The sequence below is a fragment of the Providencia sp. PROV269 genome (assembly GCF_028477785.1).
In the GTDB taxonomy this organism is placed as follows: Bacteria; Pseudomonadota; Gammaproteobacteria; order Enterobacterales; family Enterobacteriaceae; genus Providencia; species Providencia rettgeri.
Genome location: NZ_JAMPLV010000010.1, coordinates 1 through 20,414, shown reverse-complemented (window position 1 = coordinate 20,414; position 20,414 = coordinate 1). Strand labels below are relative to the sequence as shown.

At 43.1% G+C, this 20,414-nt stretch carries 17 protein-coding genes; 14 read left to right on the top strand and 3 right to left on the bottom strand.

Annotated elements, in window-relative coordinates:
• Nucleotides 1–2: 2 nt before the first annotated feature.
• The 3 genes from feoB to PR683_RS13920 all read right to left on the bottom strand — a co-directional run bounded on the left by feoB (nt 3) and on the right by PR683_RS13920 (nt 5,253).
• Nucleotides 3–2,321 carry a Fe(2+) transporter permease subunit FeoB gene (gene feoB, locus PR683_RS13930; RefSeq protein ID WP_110731470.1) on the bottom strand — a complete coding sequence of 773 codons (2,319 nt, stop codon included), beginning with the start codon at nt 2,319–2,321 and terminating at the stop codon, nt 3–5.
• 29 nt (nt 2,322–2,350) lie between these two features.
• Nucleotides 2,351–2,581, bottom strand: coding sequence for a ferrous iron transporter A (feoA, locus tag PR683_RS13925; protein ID WP_004266125.1), 231 nt, complete (start codon nt 2,579–2,581; stop codon nt 2,351–2,353).
• Between the two features lie 341 nt (nt 2,582–2,922).
• Complete coding sequence (locus tag PR683_RS13920) at nt 2,923–5,253, bottom strand: Tex family protein (protein WP_209102359.1); 2,331 nt, start codon at nt 5,251–5,253, stop codon at nt 2,923–2,925.
• A gap of 168 nt (nt 5,254–5,421) precedes the next feature.
• On the opposite strand from PR683_RS13920, the gene greB reads away from it, so the two are divergent.
• The 14 genes from greB (at nt 5,422) to hemN (ending at nt 20,303) form a co-directional block, all read left to right on the top strand.
• Complete coding sequence (gene greB / locus PR683_RS13915) at nt 5,422–5,907, top strand: transcription elongation factor GreB (RefSeq protein WP_109912392.1); 486 nt, start codon at nt 5,422–5,424, stop codon at nt 5,905–5,907.
• Nucleotides 5,908–6,023: 116 nt separating this feature from the next.
• Nucleotides 6,024–6,743: an osmolarity response regulator transcription factor OmpR gene (gene ompR, locus PR683_RS13910; protein WP_004266122.1), complete on the top strand. Its 720-nt coding sequence runs from the start codon at nt 6,024–6,026 to the stop codon at nt 6,741–6,743.
• On the top strand, nt 6,740–8,071 hold the full coding sequence (gene envZ, locus PR683_RS13905; RefSeq protein WP_004266121.1) for a two-component system sensor histidine kinase EnvZ: 1,332 nt from the start codon (nt 6,740–6,742) through the stop codon (nt 8,069–8,071). Before ompR ends, envZ begins: the two co-directional genes overlap by 4 nt.
• 612 nt (nt 8,072–8,683) lie before the next feature.
• Nucleotides 8,684–9,727: a phosphate ABC transporter substrate-binding protein PstS gene (gene pstS, locus PR683_RS13900; protein ID WP_272581821.1), complete on the top strand. Its 1,044-nt coding sequence runs from the start codon at nt 8,684–8,686 to the stop codon at nt 9,725–9,727.
• A gap of 130 nt (nt 9,728–9,857) precedes the next feature.
• Complete coding sequence (gene pstC / locus PR683_RS13895; RefSeq protein WP_004262847.1) at nt 9,858–10,814, top strand: phosphate ABC transporter permease PstC; 957 nt, start codon at nt 9,858–9,860, stop codon at nt 10,812–10,814.
• 1 nt (nt 10,815) lies between these two features.
• Nucleotides 10,816–11,697 (top strand): phosphate ABC transporter permease PstA, encoded by an 882-nt coding sequence (gene pstA / locus PR683_RS13890; protein WP_004266119.1) that lies wholly within the window; start codon nt 10,816–10,818, stop codon nt 11,695–11,697.
• A 38-nt stretch (nt 11,698–11,735) separates the two neighbouring features.
• Entirely contained in the window at nt 11,736–12,512 is a 777-nt protein-coding gene (pstB, locus tag PR683_RS13885) for a phosphate ABC transporter ATP-binding protein PstB (protein ID WP_004262838.1), read from the top strand.
• A gap of 13 nt (nt 12,513–12,525) precedes the next feature.
• Nucleotides 12,526–13,239: a phosphate signaling complex protein PhoU gene (phoU, locus tag PR683_RS13880; RefSeq protein WP_036958602.1), complete on the top strand. Its 714-nt coding sequence runs from the start codon at nt 12,526–12,528 to the stop codon at nt 13,237–13,239.
• Nucleotides 13,240–13,610: 371 nt separating this feature from the next.
• Nucleotides 13,611–14,450: an ABC transporter substrate-binding protein gene (locus tag PR683_RS13875; RefSeq protein ID WP_004266117.1), complete on the top strand. Its 840-nt coding sequence runs from the start codon at nt 13,611–13,613 to the stop codon at nt 14,448–14,450.
• A 110-nt stretch (nt 14,451–14,560) separates the two neighbouring features.
• Nucleotides 14,561–15,313 (top strand): amino acid ABC transporter permease, encoded by a 753-nt coding sequence (locus PR683_RS13870; RefSeq protein ID WP_004266116.1) that lies wholly within the window; start codon nt 14,561–14,563, stop codon nt 15,311–15,313.
• 1 nt (nt 15,314) lies between these two features.
• On the top strand, nt 15,315–16,067 hold the full coding sequence (locus tag PR683_RS13865) for an amino acid ABC transporter permease (protein WP_004266115.1): 753 nt from the start codon (nt 15,315–15,317) through the stop codon (nt 16,065–16,067).
• 186 nt (nt 16,068–16,253) lie between these two features.
• Nucleotides 16,254–17,588, top strand: coding sequence for an NCS2 family permease (locus tag PR683_RS13860; protein ID WP_004266114.1), 1,335 nt, complete (start codon nt 16,254–16,256; stop codon nt 17,586–17,588).
• Between the two features lie 492 nt (nt 17,589–18,080).
• Nucleotides 18,081–18,596, top strand: a complete 516-nt coding sequence (gene yihI, locus PR683_RS13855; protein ID WP_004266113.1) for a Der GTPase-activating protein YihI — start codon at nt 18,081–18,083, stop codon at nt 18,594–18,596.
• 333 nt (nt 18,597–18,929) lie between these two features.
• A complete protein-coding gene (hemN, locus tag PR683_RS13850; protein ID WP_115166384.1) occupies nt 18,930–20,303 on the top strand; it encodes an oxygen-independent coproporphyrinogen III oxidase in 1,374 nt (457 codons plus the stop codon).
• Nucleotides 20,304–20,414: the final 111 nt, after the last annotated feature.

The following is a 20,414-nucleotide window of genomic DNA, read 5'->3' as shown; positions in this document are numbered from 1 at the left end:
CCTTAGTGGCAAGCATCACTTGAACAGCCAGAACATTGCTCTGCAGTTTTGCTTTTGATGTTCAGGGTTACGCGGCTACGCATGCGGCGTAAGAATATGAACAAGGCAAGGTTGAACAGGACAACCGCAGCAATGGTAATCAAACTGCTTTGTGGGTGCTCGCTGAATGTGGCAACTTGGTAAAACAGAGCCGCGAGGCTATAAGCCACATTCAAGCCCCACAGAATGGAGAAACTCATCCAACTTTTATTGGTTTCACGTGCGATAGCACCCATCACCGAGACGCAAGGCACATACAGTAAGACGAAGATTAGGTAGCTATAGGCAGCAATGCCTGAACCAAATTTCGCTGCCATAGTGCCCATTGAACCGGACTCCATCTCTCCATCACCTTTACTGGCTTCGATAGGGTTTGATAGCGCACTTAAGGTAAAAGTTTCTTTTAAGCTGTCCCAAGTTTCAGAAACCGCATCTCCCAGTTCTTCCCATAAATTGAATGATTCTGCATCGAATGGCTCAGAAGTAATGGCTTCAGCGGTATACAGAGTATTTAAAGTCCCCACGACGACTTCTTTAGCCATCGCCCCGGTAATTAACCCCACGGTCGCTTGCCAATTATCTGCATGCACACCAATCGGCTGTAACGCAGGGGTAATGACTTTACTGACAGAAGCGAGTGCAGAGTCATTAATATTATCAACAGGCTTACCAGAGAAAGAGAAACTATTTAATGCACCAATAAAGATACTGGCAACGACGATAACTTTACCCGCTCGTACCACAAAGCCTTTTAGGCGTTGCCATGTTTGAATCAGCAATGTTTTGATGTGCGGTACATGGTAAACCGGAAGCTCCATAATAAACGGAGAGGCCTCGCCACGCATAAGGGTATGTTTTAGTAATAACCCTGTCAAAATGGCGACAACAATCCCTAAAATATAGAGAGAAAAGACCACACTAGCCCCATTTTTGCCAAAGAAAGCGGCAGCAAAAACAGCGAAAATGGCCAGCCTTGCACCACAAGACATAAACGGTGCCATTAGTACAGTAATGAGCCTTTCACGTGGTGCATCTAGCGTGCGTGCACCCATAATTGATGGTACGTTACAGCCAAAGCCGACAATCAACGGTACGAAGGATTTACCTGGTAAACCTAGCGCCTGCATGAGGCGGTCCATCACGAAAGCGGCTCGTGCCATATAACCCGAGTCTTCCAGTATTGAAAGAAACAGGTACATCATCCCGATTTGTGGTACTAACGGTAATACTGTATTAATACCACCGCCGACACCTTGGGCAAGGAAAATAGTGAGCCAATCAGGGAAGCTGAAATAGGCACCAACCCACTGAATACCATGAATAAATATCGCCTCAGAAGCACCTTCAAAGAAAGGCTGCAATGCCCCACCAATGTTAATGGCTAAGACAAACATCAGGTACATCACAAATAAGAAAATAGGGACACCGAGCCAACGGCTCAGAATAAATCTATCCAGTGATTGTGTTAGTCGATTTGGTTCAGCGGCGCTATTGTTAATCGCGGCATGACAAATTGTGGCAATAGATTGATAACGTGCGTCAGCGATGAGTAGTTCAGGCTCTTCGTTTAAGCCTTCTTTCAGTGTTTGGCGTATCGCCAGTAATTGCCCTTCAGATATTTCTGCGCGTTGGCGGCTATAAATATCTCCTTCGAGAATTTGTAATGCTAACCAGCGGCGTTGCTGATGGCTAAATTGTTGTGTTGAAATTTGTTCAGATAACGAATCCACTGCCTGCAATAACTGGGGTGGATATTCCACAAGGGCTTGTTGGCTATTTTGTGGATGTGTATCAATGGCTTTTTTCAGTTTATCGATACCAGTTGCTCGAGTTGAAACCATTGGGATCACAGGGCAACCGAGCTGTTTTTCTAATTCAGTAATATTAATATCAATATGTTGGCTTTGAGCGATATCCAACATATTCAAGGCAACAATACATGGAACGCCTAACTCAACTAATTGTAATGTCAGATAGAGGTTACGCTCTAAATTGGATGCATCGACAACATTAATGAGCATGTCGGCCTCACCACTTAAAATAAAGTAGCAGGCGATTTGTTCGTCGAGAGAGGTTTGTTCAGAAATGGTGGTCAAAGAGTAAGTGCCGGGTAGGTCAACAAGCTCGATTTTATGGTCATCGGTATGGAAGCGACCCACTTTTCGTTCAACAGTGACCCCTGCCCAGTTACCGACCCGCTGCCTTGACCCTGTAAGTTGGTTAAATAGGGTCGTTTTGCCTGCATTGGGGTTACCAATTAAGCCGATAGTTAATCGTTTCATAGTGTTTGCCAATAATAAAAAAGAAATACTTAAACGGTGGTCGCTTCATCTAGATTGAGTAGGGCAAGATCCTTTTTACGCAGCACTAAGCTGACACGGTGAGTTTCTATTTGTACAGGATCACCAAAAGGCGCCAAGCGCACCACTTTAAAGACAGAACCCGGAAGTAAACCGAGTGAGAGTAGTTTTTGTCGGTATGCAGGACTGATTTCTGGAGAGAAACCAAGTATTTTGTAACTGCATTGAGGAAGTATTGCCATAGTGTCTTCCTAATCATTTAATTCATAATGATATCGATGACAATTGTTAAAGATTACAATTGCTCAGGTAATAAGACTGCCAAACAAAAATAAATCTAATTAACAATGAGAATCATAATCATCCACTTTTTGTTATATTTAGCCTCTTTTTTCGTCAGTTTGACTTGATGTGGATCAACGAAGCATTGAGTTTGCGGTGTTTCGTTAGCAAAAGTAATGGCGGAGTAAACGCGGGGGAGAGGGTGGAATAATGTTCAATATATTGGTTGGGATAATTAATTACAGCGATTATTTTTTGATATAGGCATCACAATAAGTACATTGCGATGCCTATTAAAAAGTTAGCGCTTCTTGCCAAATGCAGCAGCAAGGGCATCACTCATGGCACTATTACCAGAAGATGCGTTGTTTTGGCGTGAATTACCTCTTGATTGAGGAGCCTTACGTGTATTTTTGTCCTGTTCTGGGGCAGCACGGCGAGGTGCACTGTTAGAATCACCGGCTTGCTCATCTAAACGCATCGTTAACGCAATACGTTTGCGCGCAATATCCACATCTAACACTTTGACTTTTACAATGTCACCGGCTTTTACCACTTTGTGTGGGTCTTCGACATAACTATTTGAAAGTGAAGAAATATGAACTAAACCGTCTTGGTGAACACCAATATCTACAAAGGCACCGAAGTTAGTCACATTGGTAACCGCACCTTCTAAAATCATGCCAGGAGTCAGGTCCTTCATGGTTTCTACGCCTTCCGCGAAGGTCGCTGTTTTAAACTCAGGACGTGGGTCACGGCCCGGTTTTTCCAGCTCTTTAATGATGTCAGTGACGGTTGGAACCCCAAATTGTTCCGTGGTGAAGTCGCGTGGGCTCAAGGCATTAAGTACCTGTGAATTACCCATAATTTCTTTGAGTGGCTGGCGGACAGACTCAAGAATTTTTTCGACAATTGGATAAGCTTCAGGGTGAACAGTAGAGGCATCTAATGGGTTTTCACCATTGGTGATACGTAAGAAGCCTGCACATTGTTCAAAAGCTTTTGGCCCAAGACGCGCAACTTTGAGTAACTGTTTTCTATCGCTAAACTGGCCATTTTGGTCGCGCCAGTCCACCACGTTTTGCGCAATCATTTTGCTTAAACCGGCAACCCGAGTCAGTAAGGCAACAGAAGCGGTATTTAAGTCAACACCAACGGAGTTTACACAGTCTTCGACGACCGCATCGAGCTTACGCGCTAATTGCGTCTGGCTGACATCATGCTGATATTGGCCAACCCCAATGGATTTAGGGTCAATTTTCACCAATTCAGCCAACGGGTCTTGTAGGCGGCGGGCAATTGATACGGCACCACGTAAAGACACATCTAAGCTTGGAAATTCCAGCGCTGCAAGTTCAGAAGCGGAATAAACAGAAGCGCCAGCTTCGCTAACAATCACTTTCTGTGCCGTTACTTCTGGGTACTGTTTTTGTACTTCAGCAAAGAAACGTTCCGTTTCGCGAGAAGCGGTCCCGTTACCTATCGCTACTAATTCGACATTGTGTTTTTGGCAAAGTGCTGCGACGATGGTTGCCGCTTTGGCAGCTTGCCCGGTATGCGGATAAATCGTATCGGTCGCAATTAATTTTCCTGTCGCATCCACGACAGCGACTTTCACGCCAGTCCGCAGGCCTGGGTCTAAGCCCATGGTGGCACGCATTCCTGCAGGTGCTGCCATCAGTAAATCACTGAGGTTACGAGCAAATACGTTAATGGCTTCTTCTTCGGCCTTTTCACGCAGTGAGCTCATCACTTCTGTTTCCAAGTGCAGTAATACTTTGACACGCCATGTCCAACTGATCACCGCTTTACGCCATTGGTCAGCCGGAGCATTGTTTAAACGAATATCTAAGTGGCGGGTGATAATTTCTTCGCAGTAACTTTCTTTTGGTGGTTCATCGAACTGAGGATCACAGTTTAATGAAAGCTGTAGAATTCCTTCGTTACGACCACGGAACATCGCAAGAGCTCGATGAGAAGGAACCTGAGCAACAGGTTCGTGATGTTCAAAATAGTCGCTAAATTTTACCCCTTCTTCTTGCTTACCTTCTGCAACAACAGAAACAAGATGGGCATTTTTCCAAATATAGTCGCGAACTTTCGCTAAAAGAGCCGCATCTTCGGCGAAGCGTTCCATAAGGATATAGCGAGCGCCATCTAAAGCGGCTTTGACATCAGCAACACCTTTGTCTGCATCGATATAGGTTTTTGCGAGTTCATCAGGTGACTGGTTAGGGTCATTCCACAGGGTGTCAGCTAAAGGCTCAAGTCCTGCTTCGATGGCAATTTGCCCACGGGTGCGACGTTTCGGTTTATACGGAAGATACAGGTCTTCAAGTTCGGTTTTATTGAGCGTAGTGTCAATAGCGGAGGCAAGCTCAGGTGTCAATTTACCTTGCTCTTCTATCGACTTAAGAATGGTCTGTTTACGGTCATTTAATTCGCGCAAGTACCCTAAACGGCTTTCTAGCTGGCGAAGCTGAGTATCGTCCAACCCACCGGTAACTTCTTTACGATAACGCGCAATAAACGGGACAGTATTTCCTTCATCTAACAGCGTGATGGCAGAAAAAACCTGTTTCGGCTGGGCTTGCAGTTCCGCTGCAATAATTTGGCTTAGAGTTTCATTCATGTCGAATTTAAATACCTACTGAAAGAACAGTTAAAAAATTTACTGCACTGTTATACTTGGTGAGAAAGAGAATTTCCAGACTGAATTTGAGCCTATTGGTAGGAAAGTCTCAGATTATGTTCTATAAAATATTATAATTATGGCTCCACTGGCTAAAATCTGAAGGTTATGACTAAAAGTCTTTTAATTACACGTGAAGGTTGGGATGCATTAGATAAAGAGCTGAAGTACCTGTGGAAGGAAGAACGCCCTCGGGTTACTCAATCTGTTTCAGAGGCCGCTGCTCAAGGGGATCGCTCAGAAAATGCAGAATATATTTATGGTAAAAAAAGGTTGCGTGAGATTGATAGGCGCATCCGTTTTTTATCCAAAAGATTGGATCAATTAAGGATTATCGAGCCAGATCCCCGCCAAGAAGGCCGTGTCTTTTTTGGCGCATGGGTTAAACTAGAAGATGAAAATGAAAATATCAGAATATTCCGTATCGTCGGTGCTGATGAGTTCAACCCTACAAAACAATGGATTTCAATAGACTCTCCGGTAGCACGAGCCTTGATAGGCAAACAGGTTGATGATGAAATAACAGTAAATACGCCAGGAGGGCAGGTGACTTATTTTGTGTTAGAAATAAGCTACCACCCACTAACTACCTGAAGAGTAAAATGATTCATTAAATCCTACGTTAGTGGTAAATTAGTGAGCATTAATATTGTTTTACTTACATTCATTAAAAAAATAATTTGAAAGATGCACATCTTGAGGGCTACAAAATGCAGGAAAGTTATAAGGTTCTTGTCGTCGATGATGATATGCGTTTACGTGCACTGCTGGAACGTTACCTCACTGAGCAGGGTTTTCAGGTAAGGAGTGCTGCAAACGCTGAACAGATGGACAGAATCCTGACAAGGGAATCTATTCATTTGATCGTCTTAGATTTAATGCTACCGGGTGAAGATGGCCTATCGATTTGCCGCCGCTTACGTAGTCAAAATAACCCAATTCCTATTATTATGGTGACAGCGAAAGGTGAAGAAGTTGATCGTATCGTTGGCTTAGAAATCGGTGCAGATGACTATATTCCAAAACCTTTTAATCCACGGGAATTGCTAGCTCGTATCCGTGCGGTATTACGTCGTCAAGCTAACGAATTACCGGGTGCGCCATCTCAAGATGATGCAATAATTACTTTCGGTAAATTTAAATTAAATCTTGGAACACGAGAAATGTTCCAAGGTGATGAAAATATGCCATTAACCAGCGGCGAATTCGCGGTGTTAAAAGTGTTGGTTTCTTATCCAAGGGAACCGTTGTCTCGTGATAAGTTAATGAGCTTAGCGCGAGGCCGTGAATACAGTGCGATGGAACGTTCTATTGATGTTCAAATCTCACGTTTGCGTCGTATGGTTGAAGAAGACCCAGCACATCCTCGTTATATTCAGACGGTTTGGGGCTTGGGCTATGTGTTTGTTCCGGATGGAAGTAAAGCATGAAGCGACTGAGGTTTTCAAGGCGTAGTACATTTTCTCGCTCGTTATTTTTATTTGTAGCCTTACTGTTTGCGAGCCTCGTAACCAGTTATATGGTCGTGTTGAATTTTGTTGTGATGCCTAGCTTACAACAATTCAATAAGGTATTGGCATACGAAGTAAGAACATTAATGACAGAGAAAATGGTTCTACAAGATGGAACCTCAGTGCGGGTATCTCCCGCGTTGCGTAAGAAAATCTACAATGAATTAGGGATTACCTTTTATGCACATTCAGCGGCAATGGAAGAAGGGCTGAACTGGGCAAAAGAGTATGATTTTCTAAGCGAACATATGTCCGAATATATTGGTGGCAAGGCGAGTGTTCATCTCGAACTAGGCCGAGAGTATCCCATTCTATGGCTAACGTCTTATCTCGCACCTGATATCTGGGTGCGAGTTCCTCTGACTGAAATTGGTCAAAATCAGTTTTCCCTGGTTTTTCGCTATACCTTAACGATTTTTCTCACCATTTTTGCCGGGGTATGGTTGTATATACGCTACCAAAACAAGCCGTTGCTTGAATTGGAGTATCATGCAGGTGAAGTTGGTAAAGGGGTAATTTTGCCCCCAATGCAAGAAAAAGGCGCCACCGAGGTTAGGGCCGCCATCCGTTCTTTTAACCACATGGCAGCAGGGATTAAAACCTTAGAAAATGATCGAACTGTCTTAATGGCAGGGGTAAGCCATGACCTAAGAACACCTTTAACCCGTATTCGTTTAGCAACAGAGATGATGAGCCCAGAAGATAGCTATCTGGCGGAATCAATTAATAAAGATATTGAAGAGTGTGATGCGATTATCGGTCAATTCATGTCCTACCTGAAAACAGGTCAAGAAATGGATATGGAATTCTGTGACCTTAACGCTATTTTAATGGACGCGGTGAACTCAGAAAGCAATGTCATCGGTGAAATTGAAACCGCACTTGAGCCCGGCTCAATGATTGTTAATGGTAACCCATTAGCGATCAAACGCGCTATTACGAACATGATAGTTAATGCATACCGCTATGGTAATGGCTGGATCAAGGTCAGTAGTGGTAAAACGGAAGACTCAGTTTGGTTCCAAGTTGAAGACGATGGCGCAGGTATCAAAGAAGAAGATATTCACCGCCTGTTCCAGCCATTTGTGCAAGGTGAAAAAGCCCGTAGCAACAAAGGAACAGGGTTAGGTCTAGCGATTATTCGTCGAATTGTTGATGCTCACGAAGGGAGCATTGAGATTCATAAAAGTGAGCGTGGCGGGTTTGCTATTAGGGCTTTGCTTCCTCTTAAAGAGAAAGAAGACTAAATACTCTTCACACTTTGCGCGGCAGCGTTGTTGGCTGCGTTCGGCTACTCGGGTCACATACTTGTGTATGCTCCCCCGAGATATCCTCGCTTGCCGCCTAGCTGCAACACAAATTGTTTTGAGTATTATTTGTATCAAGTAGGAAAAGAGGCTATCTGTTTTGGCGCCTACCTACAGCTTGAACTATTTAGAGCTATCCTCCTACTCTTCACACTTTACGCCGCAGCGTTGTTGGCTGCGTTCGGCTACTCGGGTCACATACTTGTGTATGCTCCCCCGAGATATCCTCACTTGCCGCCTAGCTGCAACACAAATTGTTTTGAGTATTACTTTATAGTTGCAGGATAAAAATATTTTTCGCTTTTATGACAGTCTGTCATTTTTCTTTTTGATATTAGTTTCGAAATTTTGTTTTTATAACTAATTGAATTTTAAGTTGTAAAATTGTATTTTTCTTCGTTTTTGTTTTCTCGCCAGTGAAAAAATCAGCAATTGTCATAAAATTGTCATAAAAACGACATGTTGTCGTAACTAAATTGTCCTATTTTTCCTACCGTGACATACACCCAACAATTTTATACTTGATTGTTTCTATACATCCCCGGAGGGATTATGAAAATGACGCGTACCACCTTAGCAAGCGTAATGGCAGCAACTTTATCTCTGACTGCAATGTCTTCTTTTGCTGCTACCAGCCTGACCGGAGCTGGCGCGACCTTTCCTGCTCCTGTTTATGCGAAGTGGGCAGATTCTTATCAGAAAGAAACAGGTAATAAAGTAAACTATCAGGGGATTGGTTCTTCTGGTGGTGTCAAACAAATTAATGCAAAAACAGTTGATTTCGGAGCTTCTGACGCCCCATTAACTGATGAAAAACTCAAAGAAGATGGCTTATTCCAGTTCCCTACGGTTATCGGTGGTGTGGTACTGGCTGTAAATGTAAAAGGTATTGAGTCAGGGCAATTGACTTTAGATGGCAACACATTAGGTGATATCTATTTAGGTAAAATCACTAAATGGAATGACCCAGCAATCGCTAAATTGAATCCAAATGTGAGTTTACCAGACCAAGCTATCGCGGTCGTTAGACGTTCTGACGGTTCGGGTACTACGTTCGTATTCACGAGCTACCTTGCTAAAGTAAGCGCAAGCTGGAAATCAGACGTTGGTGCGGGCTCTACCGTTAACTGGCCGAAAAATAGCGTAGGTGGTAAAGGGAATGATGGCGTTGCAGCTTTCGTACAGCGTCTACCAGGTTCTATCGGTTATGTTGAATATGCATACGCAAAACAGAACAACCTTGCGTATACTAAATTAATCTCCGCTGATGGCGAAGCGGTTTCACCAACGGGTGAAAGCTTCAGCGCAGCAGCGAAGAAAGTGGACTGGTCTAAATCTTTTGCTCAAGATTTAACAAACCGTGATGGTGCGAATGCATGGCCGATAACCTCAACCACATTCATCTTAGTTCACAAGCAGCAAGAGAATGCGGAAAAAAGCAAAGCGGTTCTTGATTTCTTCAACTGGGCTTATGATAAAGGTGGTAAACAAGCGGAAGCACTAGATTACGCAATTTTACCTCAAGAAGTCGTGACCGCAGTACGTGCAGCATGGAAAACAGAAGTTAAAGATAGCCAAGGTAAAGCATTATTCTAGGTGAACTTAGGTTTTCTAAGTGCACTTAGGGTTGGAAATGGCGGGTAAGTGCTGAGGAACAGAGCTTACCCGCTCATCGTTGTAACGCAATCCTGTAGAAAAGAGCAGGAATGAAATGAGAACAAAGCGCATGGCCGAGAAAACAACGGCATTTAGAGCTCCCAGCAAATCAGGTGATGTGATTTTTAGTGCACTGGTAAAGATTGCCGCGCTCATCACTTTGTTAATGCTCGGAGGCATTATTATTTCCCTTATTTTTGCATCTTGGCCAAGTATGCAGAAGTTTGGGTTTTCGTTTTTGTGGACCAAAGAGTGGGATGCTCCGGCGGAAGAATTCGGTGCTCTTGTGCCTATTTATGGCACTATCGTTACATCGTTAATTGCTCTGATTATCGCAGTACCCGTTAGTTTTGGTATAGCACTATTCCTAACCGAGCTGGCTCCCAATTGGCTAAAACGTCCGCTTGGTATCGCGATTGAACTCCTTGCTGCTATCCCAAGTATCGTTTATGGGATGTGGGGGTTATTTGTCTTTGCACCTTTGTTTGCAGAGTATTTCCAAGAACCAGTTGGTAATGTGATGTCGAGTGTGCCGATTGTCGGTGAACTATTTTCAGGGCCTGCATTCGGAATCGGTATTTTAGCAGCGGGGATTATCCTCGCGATTATGATTATTCCCTATATTGCGTCAGTGATGCGCGATGTATTTGAACAAACTCCTGTGATGATGAAAGAGTCAGCCTACGGGATTGGCTGTACAACATGGGAAGTGATTTGGAATATCGTGCTGCCGTATACCCGCAATGGGGTAATCGGTGGAGTGATGTTAGGTCTTGGCCGTGCACTGGGTGAAACCATGGCGGTTACTTTCGTGATTGGTAATACTTACCAACTTGATAGCGCATCACTGTTTATGCCTGGAAACAGTATTACCTCAGCACTGGCAAATGAATTTGCGGAAGCTGAGAGCGGCTTACATACCTCGGCCTTGATGGAACTTGGACTGATCCTGTTTGTTATCACTTTTATTGTGTTAGCGATTTCCAAGTTAATGGTCATGCGTCTTGCGAAAAATGAGGGCCGTTAAAATGTCGATATCTCAACCTATCGCAGTGAATGAAAAAGAACGAGCTCGTCGTCAAGCGTGGCGTCGCCAAGTTAACAGAATGGCACTACTTGTCTCGATGTTAACTATGGCTTTCGGCTTGTTCTGGTTAGTGTGGATTTTATTTTCTACAGTCACTAAAGGGATTGATGGCATGTCCCTCAATCTGTTTACTGAAATGACTCCACCACCTAATACGGAAGGTGGCGGGTTGGCAAATGCCATCGTAGGTAGTGGCTTATTAATCTTATGGGCGACAGTTATCGGTACGCCTTTAGGGATTTTAGCGGGAATTTATTTAGCTGAATATGGGCGTAAGTCATGGTTAGCTTCAGTCACCCGCTTTATTAATGACATTTTATTATCAGCTCCATCTATCGTTGTGGGGTTGTTTGTGTACACCATTGTGGTTGCTCAAATGCAGCACTTCTCGGGTTGGGCTGGGGTCGTGGCGCTTGCATTGCTGCAAATTCCGATTGTTATTCGAACTACTGAAAATATGTTGAAATTAGTTCCGGATAGCTTGCGTGAAGCCGCTTATGCACTTGGCACACCAAAATGGAAAATGATTTTATCTATTACGCTAAAAGCGTCTGTGTCAGGGATTATCACTGGGATCTTGCTTGCAATTGCACGTATTGCTGGGGAAACCGCACCGCTTCTGTTTACTTCACTGTCAAATCAGTTCTGGAGTACAGATATGAGCGAGCCAATTGCCAACTTACCAGTGACAATCTTCAAATTTGCAATGAGCCCATTCTCTGAATGGCAAGAGCTTGCATGGGCTGGGGTTCTGTTAATTACCTTATGTGTCCTGCTGATTAACATCATTGCACGTGTTGTTTTCGCACAGAAAAAACACTAAGCGCCAGATAAATAAAGATTTAGAGAGAAAAGCAAACCATGATTAATGCAAACGATATTGCAAATAGTAAAATTAAAGTACGTGACCTCAACTTCTATTATGGCAAGTTTCACGCACTGAAAAATATCTCTTTAGACATTGAAAAAAATAAAGTGACTGCATTTATCGGCCCATCAGGCTGTGGTAAATCGACGTTATTACGCACCTTCAATAAAATGTATGAATTGTATGGCGAGCAGCGAGCAGAAGGTGAAATTTTACTGGATGGCCAAAACATCCTGACTGATAAACAAGATATTGCGTTATTGCGCGCAAAAGTCGGAATGGTTTTCCAAAAACCAACACCATTCCCGATGTCTATTTATGACAACATTGCATTTGGTGTGCGTTTATTTGAGAAGTTATCCCGTGTGGAAATGGATGAGCGCGTGCAGTGGGCGTTAACAAAGGCGGCATTATGGAATGAAACCAAAGATAAGTTACACCAAAGTGGTTATAGCTTGTCGGGTGGCCAGCAACAGCGTCTCTGTATTGCTCGTGGTATTGCTATTCGCCCTGAGGTTTTATTGCTAGATGAACCCTGTTCCGCTCTAGACCCTATTTCAACTGGTCGAATTGAAGAACTGATTAGTGAATTAAAATCAGAATACACCGTGGTGATTGTTACCCACAATATGCAACAAGCAGCACGCTGTTCTGACTATACGGCTTTCATGTATTTAGGGGAGTTAGTCGAGTTTAACCATACTGACAAAATGTTTACTACCCCAGAAATGAAGCAAACTGAAGATTATATTACTGGCCGCTACGGTTGATATGGAGCCGACGATGGATACGCTGAATCACAACAAACATATATCGGGGCAGTTCAATGCTGAACTGGAACATATCCATACTGAATTAATGACGATGGGAGGACTGGTCGAAGAGCAGCTTACCAAAGCCATTACGGCCATGCATAATCAGGATGAAGCCCTAGCACGTGAAGTTATCGAAAATGACCATAAAGTCAATATGATGGAAGTGGCCATTGATGAAGAATGCGTTAAAATCATCGCGAAACGCCAACCAACGGCGAGTGATTTGCGCCTGATTATGGCGATTTCAAAAACGATTGCTGAGCTGGAAAGAATCGGTGATGTTGCGGACAAAATCTGTCAAACCGCATTGGAAAAATTTTCTCATCAACACCAGCCCTTGTTAGTGAGTTTGGAATCATTAGGCCGTCATACAGTACAAATGCTACATGATGTATTAGATGCGTTCGCTCGAATGGATCTTGAAGAAGCGATTCGTATCTACCGTGAAGATGAGAAAGTTGACCAAGAGTATGAGGGCATCGTACGTCAATTGATGACCTACATGATGGAAGACCCACGAACGATCCCAAGTGTATTAACAGCACTATTTTGTGCTCGTTCAATTGAGCGCATCGGTGACCGTTGCCAAAACATCTGTGAGTTTATTTTCTACTATGTGAAGGGGCAGGATTTCCGTCATGTGGGTGGGGATAGTCTTGAGAAGATGTTAACGAATAAATAATTACTCGAATACTCGTCATATTTCGTGCTGTGGCGGTGTTGGCTTCGCTCGGCTACTCGGGTCACATACTGATGTATGCTCCCCGATATATCCTTGCTTGCCGCCTAGCCACAACACGAACTATTTAGAGTATTAAGCTACAACTCCAATCATTTGTCTCAATCTCTTCTACCGACTTTCTTCTTGCTCGATAAGAGTCTATTGATGGTTTAACCATGTCTGGGGCACCTTGTTATCAAGGTGGCTTTTTTTTGTCTCCGTTAATATTCCATTTGGTTATAAATATATTATTTAATATTATTTCAAGTGCTAAGTAATAGTTGATAGCGTGTGATGGTCGATTTACAAAAATTTACCGTCAGGGGTGTTCAATGAAAGCTCGTATTCTAACGACTGTTTTACTTACAGGTTTAGCGCTGACAGCGAATGTCGCTAGCGCAGATAAATTAGATGATATCAAACAAGCGGGTGTGATCCGCATTTCTGTGTTTGATAGCAATCCACCATTTGGCTTTATTGACCCACAAACTAAAAAATTAGCGGGCTATGATGTGGATATCGCACAAGAAATTGCAGATAGCTTAGGGGTAAAACTTGAGCTTCGTCCCACTAACCCAGCAAACCGTATCCCACTTCTGACTTCGGGCAAAGTTGATCTGATTGGCGCTAATTTCACCATTACAGATGAACGCGCAAAACAAGTTGATTTTTCTATCCCTGATTTTGCGACAGGCCAAAAATTTATTGCCCGTAAAGGCGTATTAAAAACGCCTGACGATATCAAACCATTACGTATTGGTGCAGATAAAGGCACTGTACAGGAAGTGACTTTACGTGAACGCTTCCCTGATACAAAGGTGATTTCTTATGACGATACCCCGCAAGCATTCGCTGCACTGCGTAATGGCAACGTCCAAGCTATCACACAAGATGATGCGAAACTGGTTGGTTTATTAGGTAATTTACCTGAAAAAGTGAAAGCAGATTTTGAGATTTCCCCATTTAGCCTGACGAAAGAATACCAAGCATTGGCAGCAAGCAAAGGTGAAACCCGTTTGGTTGAAAACGTCAACGAAACATTGTTGAAACTGGAGAAAGACGGTAAAGCCGAGGTAATTTATAACCGTTGGTTTGGCCCAGATACTAAAGCTGCACAGCCACGCGGGGACTTTAAATTTGCGCCACTGAGTGAGCAACAACCTCAGTCTTAACGGGTAGCGGTAAATATTCAGTGATATGAAGCCCTGCACTCTGTGCGGGGTTCTTGGTTATAAGGGATGCGTTTTTAATCACAGGCTGTGAAGGCAATAGGTCGTGAACAATGTTTGAAAAATTTTTGAGTGGTGATTTTTGGTCTGCCCATTTATTGGCCCCCGAGTATCTAGAATGGTTTGGCTACGGTTTTTTGATCACCGTTTGGATCTCGATTTGTACCATTGTTGCAGCCACTGCATTGGGTTTTATAGTTGCATCAGCAAAGGATAGTCAAATTGCTCCTGTGCGTTGGGCCGTGAGTATCTACATTTCTATTTTTAGAAATACGCCTTTGTTGGTGCAGTTATTCTTTTGGTACTTTGCTTCCGGTGAAATTTTACCCTCTGCTGCAATGGAATGGCTAAATACTCCCCATGAAATCCATTTATTTGGAATAACCGTGGGTTGGCCGTCATTTGAATTCTTAGCGGGTTTTATTGGTTTGACCTTGTATACCGTCCCTTTTATTGCCGAAGAAATTCGCGCTGGGATCCGTGGTGTTCGCCAAGGGCAAAAATATGCCGCGTTTGCTTTAGGATTAACGTCATGGCAGGCCATGAAATTAGTGGTATTACCGCAAGCCGTTAAAATCGCCATGCCTCCGCTACTGGGCCAATATATGAATGTGGTGAAAAACTCATCGTTAACGATGGCCATCGGTGTCGCAGAACTGTCTTATGTCTCTCGTCAGGTTGATAGCCAGACACTGCAAACCTTTACTGCCTTTGGGGTAGCGACAGTATTGTACATTGCTATTATTGCAGTAATGGAGGGGTGGGGCCAGTGGCGCCAGCAGCGTAATTTGGCTCAGGGGGTATAAAATGGATTTTTCAGTTATTGAGCAGAACTGGCAATATTTATTATTCGGTACTTTCCCTGATGGACCACTTGAAGGCGCAGCGCTGACGCTAGTCATTAGCTTACTTGCCGGTGCGGCCTCCATTGTATTAGGGACATTGGGCGGAATAGCCTTAGCCATGCTACGAGGCTTCTGGGTTAACCTGTTCGCCGCAGTTTTAGGCTTTTTTCGTGCAATTCCCGTCATTATGTTGATTTTTTGGACCTATTTCCTGTTGCCAATCTTATTGGGTATGGAAATTCCGGGTATTGCAACGGTAGTATGCGCATTGGCATTGATTACCTCCGCATATTTGGCTCATGCTGTGAAAGCGGGCATTTTAGCAATAGGGGCAGGGCAGTGGCAGGCAGGTTTATCCTTGGGGTTTAGCCGCTGGCAGGTATTATGGAATATCGTGTTACCACAAGCCTTACGCATGATGGTACCGTCATTTATTAACCAGTGGGTAGCATTAATTAAAGACACCTCATTAGCCTATGTTGTTGGTGTTGCGGAGCTTTCTTTCTTAGCAACCCAAGTGAACAACCGTGAAATGGTTTATCCTCTCGAAGTTTTCTTATTCGTTGCATTTATTTATTTTGTGATGTGCTTTGCGGTAGAAATTATTGCGAATAGAGTGGCGAAAAAGCTCAGTGCACAGCATCAACCCCAAAAACTGGCTGCGAAACATCGTTTATTGTTTTGGCGTCGACAAAAATTGTTAGCACTTTCCTAAATCAAAAGTGGTGGTGAAATACCCACCATTTTTTCACTCCACTATTTTGGGTTATTTTTATTATTTCATCTTGGCGTATCAGTTAGTTAGGACATTTTGGCTCCTTGCAGTTTACGCAATCGTTTTCTTTTGTGGTTTTTAATTGTAGTATAGGGCGAAAAAAACTTTTTTTGGGCGCAATATCTAATGAGTAATCAATCTTCTAGCTCGGCACAACCGCAGGGCTTGTTTCAGCGTGTTTTTAAATTGCAAGAGCACGGCACGACAGCACGGACAGAAGTTGTTGCAGGCTTCACCACCTTCCTGACGATGGTATATATCGTCTTTGTTAACCCTCAAATACTCTCAGTTGCAGGCATGGACATCAAAGCCGTGTTTGTGACCACCTGTTTAATTGCGGCAATTGGTAGCATTTTAATGGGGCTACTGGCAAATTTACCGATTGCTGTTGCACCCGCGATGGGCTTGAATGCCTTTTTTGCTTTTGTTGTTGTAGGGGCGATGGGGTATTCATGGGAAGTTGCTATGGGCGCCGTATTTTGGGGGGCTGTCGGCTTATTTATTCTGACACTATTCCGCATACGTTATTGGATTATCGCTAACATTCCTTTGAGTCTTCGCGTCGGGATCACCAGTGGTATCGGCCTATTTATTGCGATGATGGGGCTGAAAAACTCCGGCATTATTGTGGCTAACCCGGACACGTTAGTTTCTATCGGTAACTTGACTCACCATAATGTTTGGCTGGGAGCTCTCGGGTTCTTTATTATTGCCATCTTAGCGGCACGTAATATTCATGCCGCGGTATTAGTTTCTATTGCGGTGACCACTTTGATTGGTCTGGCTCTGGGAGATGTAAAATATTCTGGGATATTCTCAATGCCGCCAAGTATCACGAGTGTCGTGGGGCAGGTTGATTTCTCTGGTTCTTTAGATTTAGCGTTATCCGGTGTGATTTTTGCCTTTATGCTAGTCAATTTGTTTGACTCATCAGGTACCATGATTGGGGTGACTGACAAAGCGGGTATCACCAATGAACGCGGGACTTTCCCTCGAATGAAACAAGCTTTATATGTAGACAGCTTGAGTTCTGTCGCAGGTTCAGCGATGGGAACATCTTCAGTCACTGCATATATTGAAAGTTCTTCAGGTGTTTCTGTTGGTGGGCGTACAGGTTTAACCGCGATCGTCGTTGGTGTTTTATTCCTATTGACTATGTTTATCTCACCTCTTGCAGGTATGGTACCTGCTTATGCAACTGCGGGAGCCTTGATTTACGTGGGCGTGCTGATGACATCAAGCCTAACTCGCGTGAAATGGGATGACTTAACTGAGTCTGTACCCGCATTTATTACTGCAGTGATGATGCCATTTAGTTTCTCGATTACTGAAGGTATTGCGTTGGGCTTTATTGCTTACTGTGCAATGAAAATTGGTACTGGTCGCTGGCGTGATCTGGGTTTGTGTGTGATTTTAGTCGCGGCGATGTTCTTGCTAAAAATGATCCTAGTCGATGCCTAAAATGTGCTTCATATTTTGAACTGTAGCGGTGTTGGCTGCGTTTGCTAACCCTAGTCACATACTTTTGTATGCTCCTAGGGATTAGCAATTCTTGCCGCCTTGCTACAGCTCAAACTATTTAGCGCATTAATCTTCGTCATACTTCAAGCTGTGGCGTTGCTGTCTTCTCTCGGCTACTCGGGTCACATACTTATGTATGCTCCCCGAGATAACCTCGATTGACGCCTAGCCACAACTTGAATTATTTAGAGTATTGGCTAAGTGATCATTTTCTGTAGGTAAAGCTATTTAGAAGATTAATACCCCCTCATATGGCTCTTCCTTTTTGTTGCTTGCATGCAACAAAAATTATTTAAGGTATAATCATTAAAGTACTGTTGCGAAGGCAGGGTGGAATAAAAAATTCGCTGAAATTGCAAACTAGTGCTTTCCCCCTTTATGGGATCCTGCTAGATTTCGCAGCAGAAACTGACTTTATCAAGGTATCAGACCATGAATGCACCAAAAAAAACGGCTGCGAAGCCAAAGAAAAAATACCGTAAAACTAAAGAAGAGATAAATGCGGAAGGCCGTGAGCGTAAGCGTGAGAAAAAACATCGCGGTCATAAGTCTGGCAGTCGTTATGTAGAACAGGCTTCTAATAAGCAAAATGGTGGGCAAAACGCTTCAACCGACCCACGTTTAGGCAGCAAAAAACCAGTGCCTTTAATTGTGGATGAAAAACAGGTCACGAAACCTGCGGTTGAGAAAAAACAGCCAGCTGTTAAAGAAAAACTGACACCAGAAAAAGAGCTGGAAATGCTGGAAAGCGATGACCGTTTAGATAGCATTTTGGCACGCCTAGAAGATGGCGAAACCATCACGGCGCAAGAACAAGAATATGTTGATACTTGTTTAGACCGTATCGATGAGCTGATGAATATTCTCGGTATTGAATATAGCGAAGAAGAAGAGGAAGAAGACGAAGAAAAACTTGATGACATTATGCGCATCTTAAAAAGTAAATAATTTCGTTTAAAAGATCCCTCGCGCTAGCGGGGGATTTGGCTATTTTTTCTGCTAACTCACTTTTCTTTGATGTTGCATCAAGTCTCTTTTCTCTAACATATTTATACTCGTCATATTTTAAAGCTGCAGCGTTGTTGACTATGTTCATTCGCACTAGTCATATACTTATGTATACTCCTAGCGACTCATTCACTTGTCGCCTAGCTGCAACTCGAAATATTTAGAGTCTATAATGCTTATGCAGGTTATAAAATTTTCACTCTCATCGAATAACAAATTAAATAGAGTGAAGTCATCGTTATAGTTTGAGCTTTTGGTCAATTGAGGAATGTTATGTCAGAGCAAAATATTGTTTGGGATCTTTCTCTCATTCAAAAATACAATTATTCAGGGCCACGTTATACTTCGTACCCCACCGCCTTGGAATTTAATCAAGAGTACGATGAGAATGCGTTTGTTCAAGCAACGCAGCGTTATCCTGATCGCCCCTTATCGCTCTATGTTCATATTCCTTTTTGCCATAAACTTTGTTATTTCTGTGGCTGTAATAAATTAGTGACACGCCAAAAACATAAAGCCGATGAATATCTTCAAGTAATTGAAAAAGAAATTATTCAGCGCGCAGCGTTATTAAAAAACCGTATCGTGACGCAAATGCATTGGGGCGGTGGTACTCCAACTTATCTCGATAAAGTTCAAGTCAGCCATTTGGTTGGTTTATTGAAAAAACACTTTAATTTTGCGGATGATGTGGAAATGTCGATTGAAGTCGACCCGCGTGAAATTGAACTGGATATGATAGACCACTTACGCCATGAAGGGTTTAATCGCCTAAGCATGGGCGTGCAAGATTTTAATAAAGAAGTTCAGGTACTGGTTAACCGAGAACAGGACGAAGATTTTATTTTTGCCCTAATTAAACGGGCCAAAGAGATGGGGTTTACCTCGACAAGTATTGATTTGATTTATGGTTTACCTAAACAAACACCTGAAAGCTTTGCATTTACCCTAAAGAAAGTGGCTGAATTATCACCAGATCGTTTAAGTGTGTTCAATTATGCGCACTTACCTAATTTATTTGCTGCGCAGCGTAAAATTAAAGACGCTGATTTACCAAGTGCGGAGCAAAAACTCGATATTCTGCAAGACACAATTGTGACTCTCACCAGAGATGGTTATCAATTTATTGGTATGGATCACTTTGCACGCCCTGAGGATGAACTTGCCGTGGCACAACGGGAAGGCATTCTGCACCGTAATTTTCAAGGTTACACCACCCAAGGAGATTGTGATTTACTGGGGTTAGGAGTTTCTGCGATCAGTATGTTAGGTGATAACTACGCACAAAATCAGAAAGATTTGAAAACCTATTATGCGCAAGTTGAAGAGCAAGGTCACGCGCTGTGGCGTGGACTAGCTTTAACTGATGATGATTGTCTACGCCGCGATGTCATCAAAACCTTAATCTGTAACTTCCAATTGAGTTTCGCGCAAATCGAAGAGTTATATCCGATAGATTTTAAATCTTACTTTAAGGAAGATTTAGAACTGCTGAAACCAATGGCTGAAGATGGGCTGGTTGAAATAACAGATAAAGGTATTAAAGTGACACCACAAGGACGTTTACTTATTCGTAATATTTGCATGTGTTTTGATGTGTATTTGCGTAATCAGATGAGGCAGCGGCAGTTTTCCCGCGTCATCTAAATGCTCTTCATATTTCGTCCTGTCGCGTTGTTGTCTTCATTCAGCCACACGGGTCACATACTTAGTGTATGCTCCCCGCGCTGTCTTCATTTCGACGCCTAGCGACAGAAC

What these genes read in the sequence shown, in the direction of transcription:
- feoB (WP_110731470.1), bottom strand. Translation starts at nt 2,321, where the DNA reads ATGAAACGATTAACTATCGGCTTAATTGGTAACCCCAATGCAGGCAAA.
- feoA (WP_004266125.1), bottom strand. Translation starts at nt 2,581, where the DNA reads ATGGCAATACTTCCTCAATGCAGTTACAAAATACTTGGTTTCTCTCCA.
- PR683_RS13920 (WP_209102359.1), bottom strand. Translation starts at nt 5,253, where the DNA reads ATGAATGAAACTCTAAGCCAAATTATTGCAGCGGAACTGCAAGCCCAG.
- greB (WP_109912392.1), top strand. Translation starts at nt 5,422, where the DNA reads ATGACTAAAAGTCTTTTAATTACACGTGAAGGTTGGGATGCATTAGAT.
- ompR (WP_004266122.1), top strand. Translation starts at nt 6,024, where the DNA reads ATGCAGGAAAGTTATAAGGTTCTTGTCGTCGATGATGATATGCGTTTA.
- envZ (WP_004266121.1), top strand. Translation starts at nt 6,740, where the DNA reads ATGAAGCGACTGAGGTTTTCAAGGCGTAGTACATTTTCTCGCTCGTTA.
- pstS (WP_272581821.1), top strand. Translation starts at nt 8,684, where the DNA reads ATGAAAATGACGCGTACCACCTTAGCAAGCGTAATGGCAGCAACTTTA.
- pstC (WP_004262847.1), top strand. Translation starts at nt 9,858, where the DNA reads ATGGCCGAGAAAACAACGGCATTTAGAGCTCCCAGCAAATCAGGTGAT.
- pstA (WP_004266119.1), top strand. Translation starts at nt 10,816, where the DNA reads ATGTCGATATCTCAACCTATCGCAGTGAATGAAAAAGAACGAGCTCGT.
- pstB (WP_004262838.1), top strand. Translation starts at nt 11,736, where the DNA reads ATGATTAATGCAAACGATATTGCAAATAGTAAAATTAAAGTACGTGAC.
- phoU (WP_036958602.1), top strand. Translation starts at nt 12,526, where the DNA reads ATGGATACGCTGAATCACAACAAACATATATCGGGGCAGTTCAATGCT.
- PR683_RS13875 (WP_004266117.1), top strand. Translation starts at nt 13,611, where the DNA reads ATGAAAGCTCGTATTCTAACGACTGTTTTACTTACAGGTTTAGCGCTG.
- PR683_RS13870 (WP_004266116.1), top strand. Translation starts at nt 14,561, where the DNA reads ATGTTTGAAAAATTTTTGAGTGGTGATTTTTGGTCTGCCCATTTATTG.
- PR683_RS13865 (WP_004266115.1), top strand. Translation starts at nt 15,315, where the DNA reads ATGGATTTTTCAGTTATTGAGCAGAACTGGCAATATTTATTATTCGGT.
- PR683_RS13860 (WP_004266114.1), top strand. Translation starts at nt 16,254, where the DNA reads ATGAGTAATCAATCTTCTAGCTCGGCACAACCGCAGGGCTTGTTTCAG.
- yihI (WP_004266113.1), top strand. Translation starts at nt 18,081, where the DNA reads ATGAATGCACCAAAAAAAACGGCTGCGAAGCCAAAGAAAAAATACCGT.
- hemN (WP_115166384.1), top strand. Translation starts at nt 18,930, where the DNA reads ATGTCAGAGCAAAATATTGTTTGGGATCTTTCTCTCATTCAAAAATAC.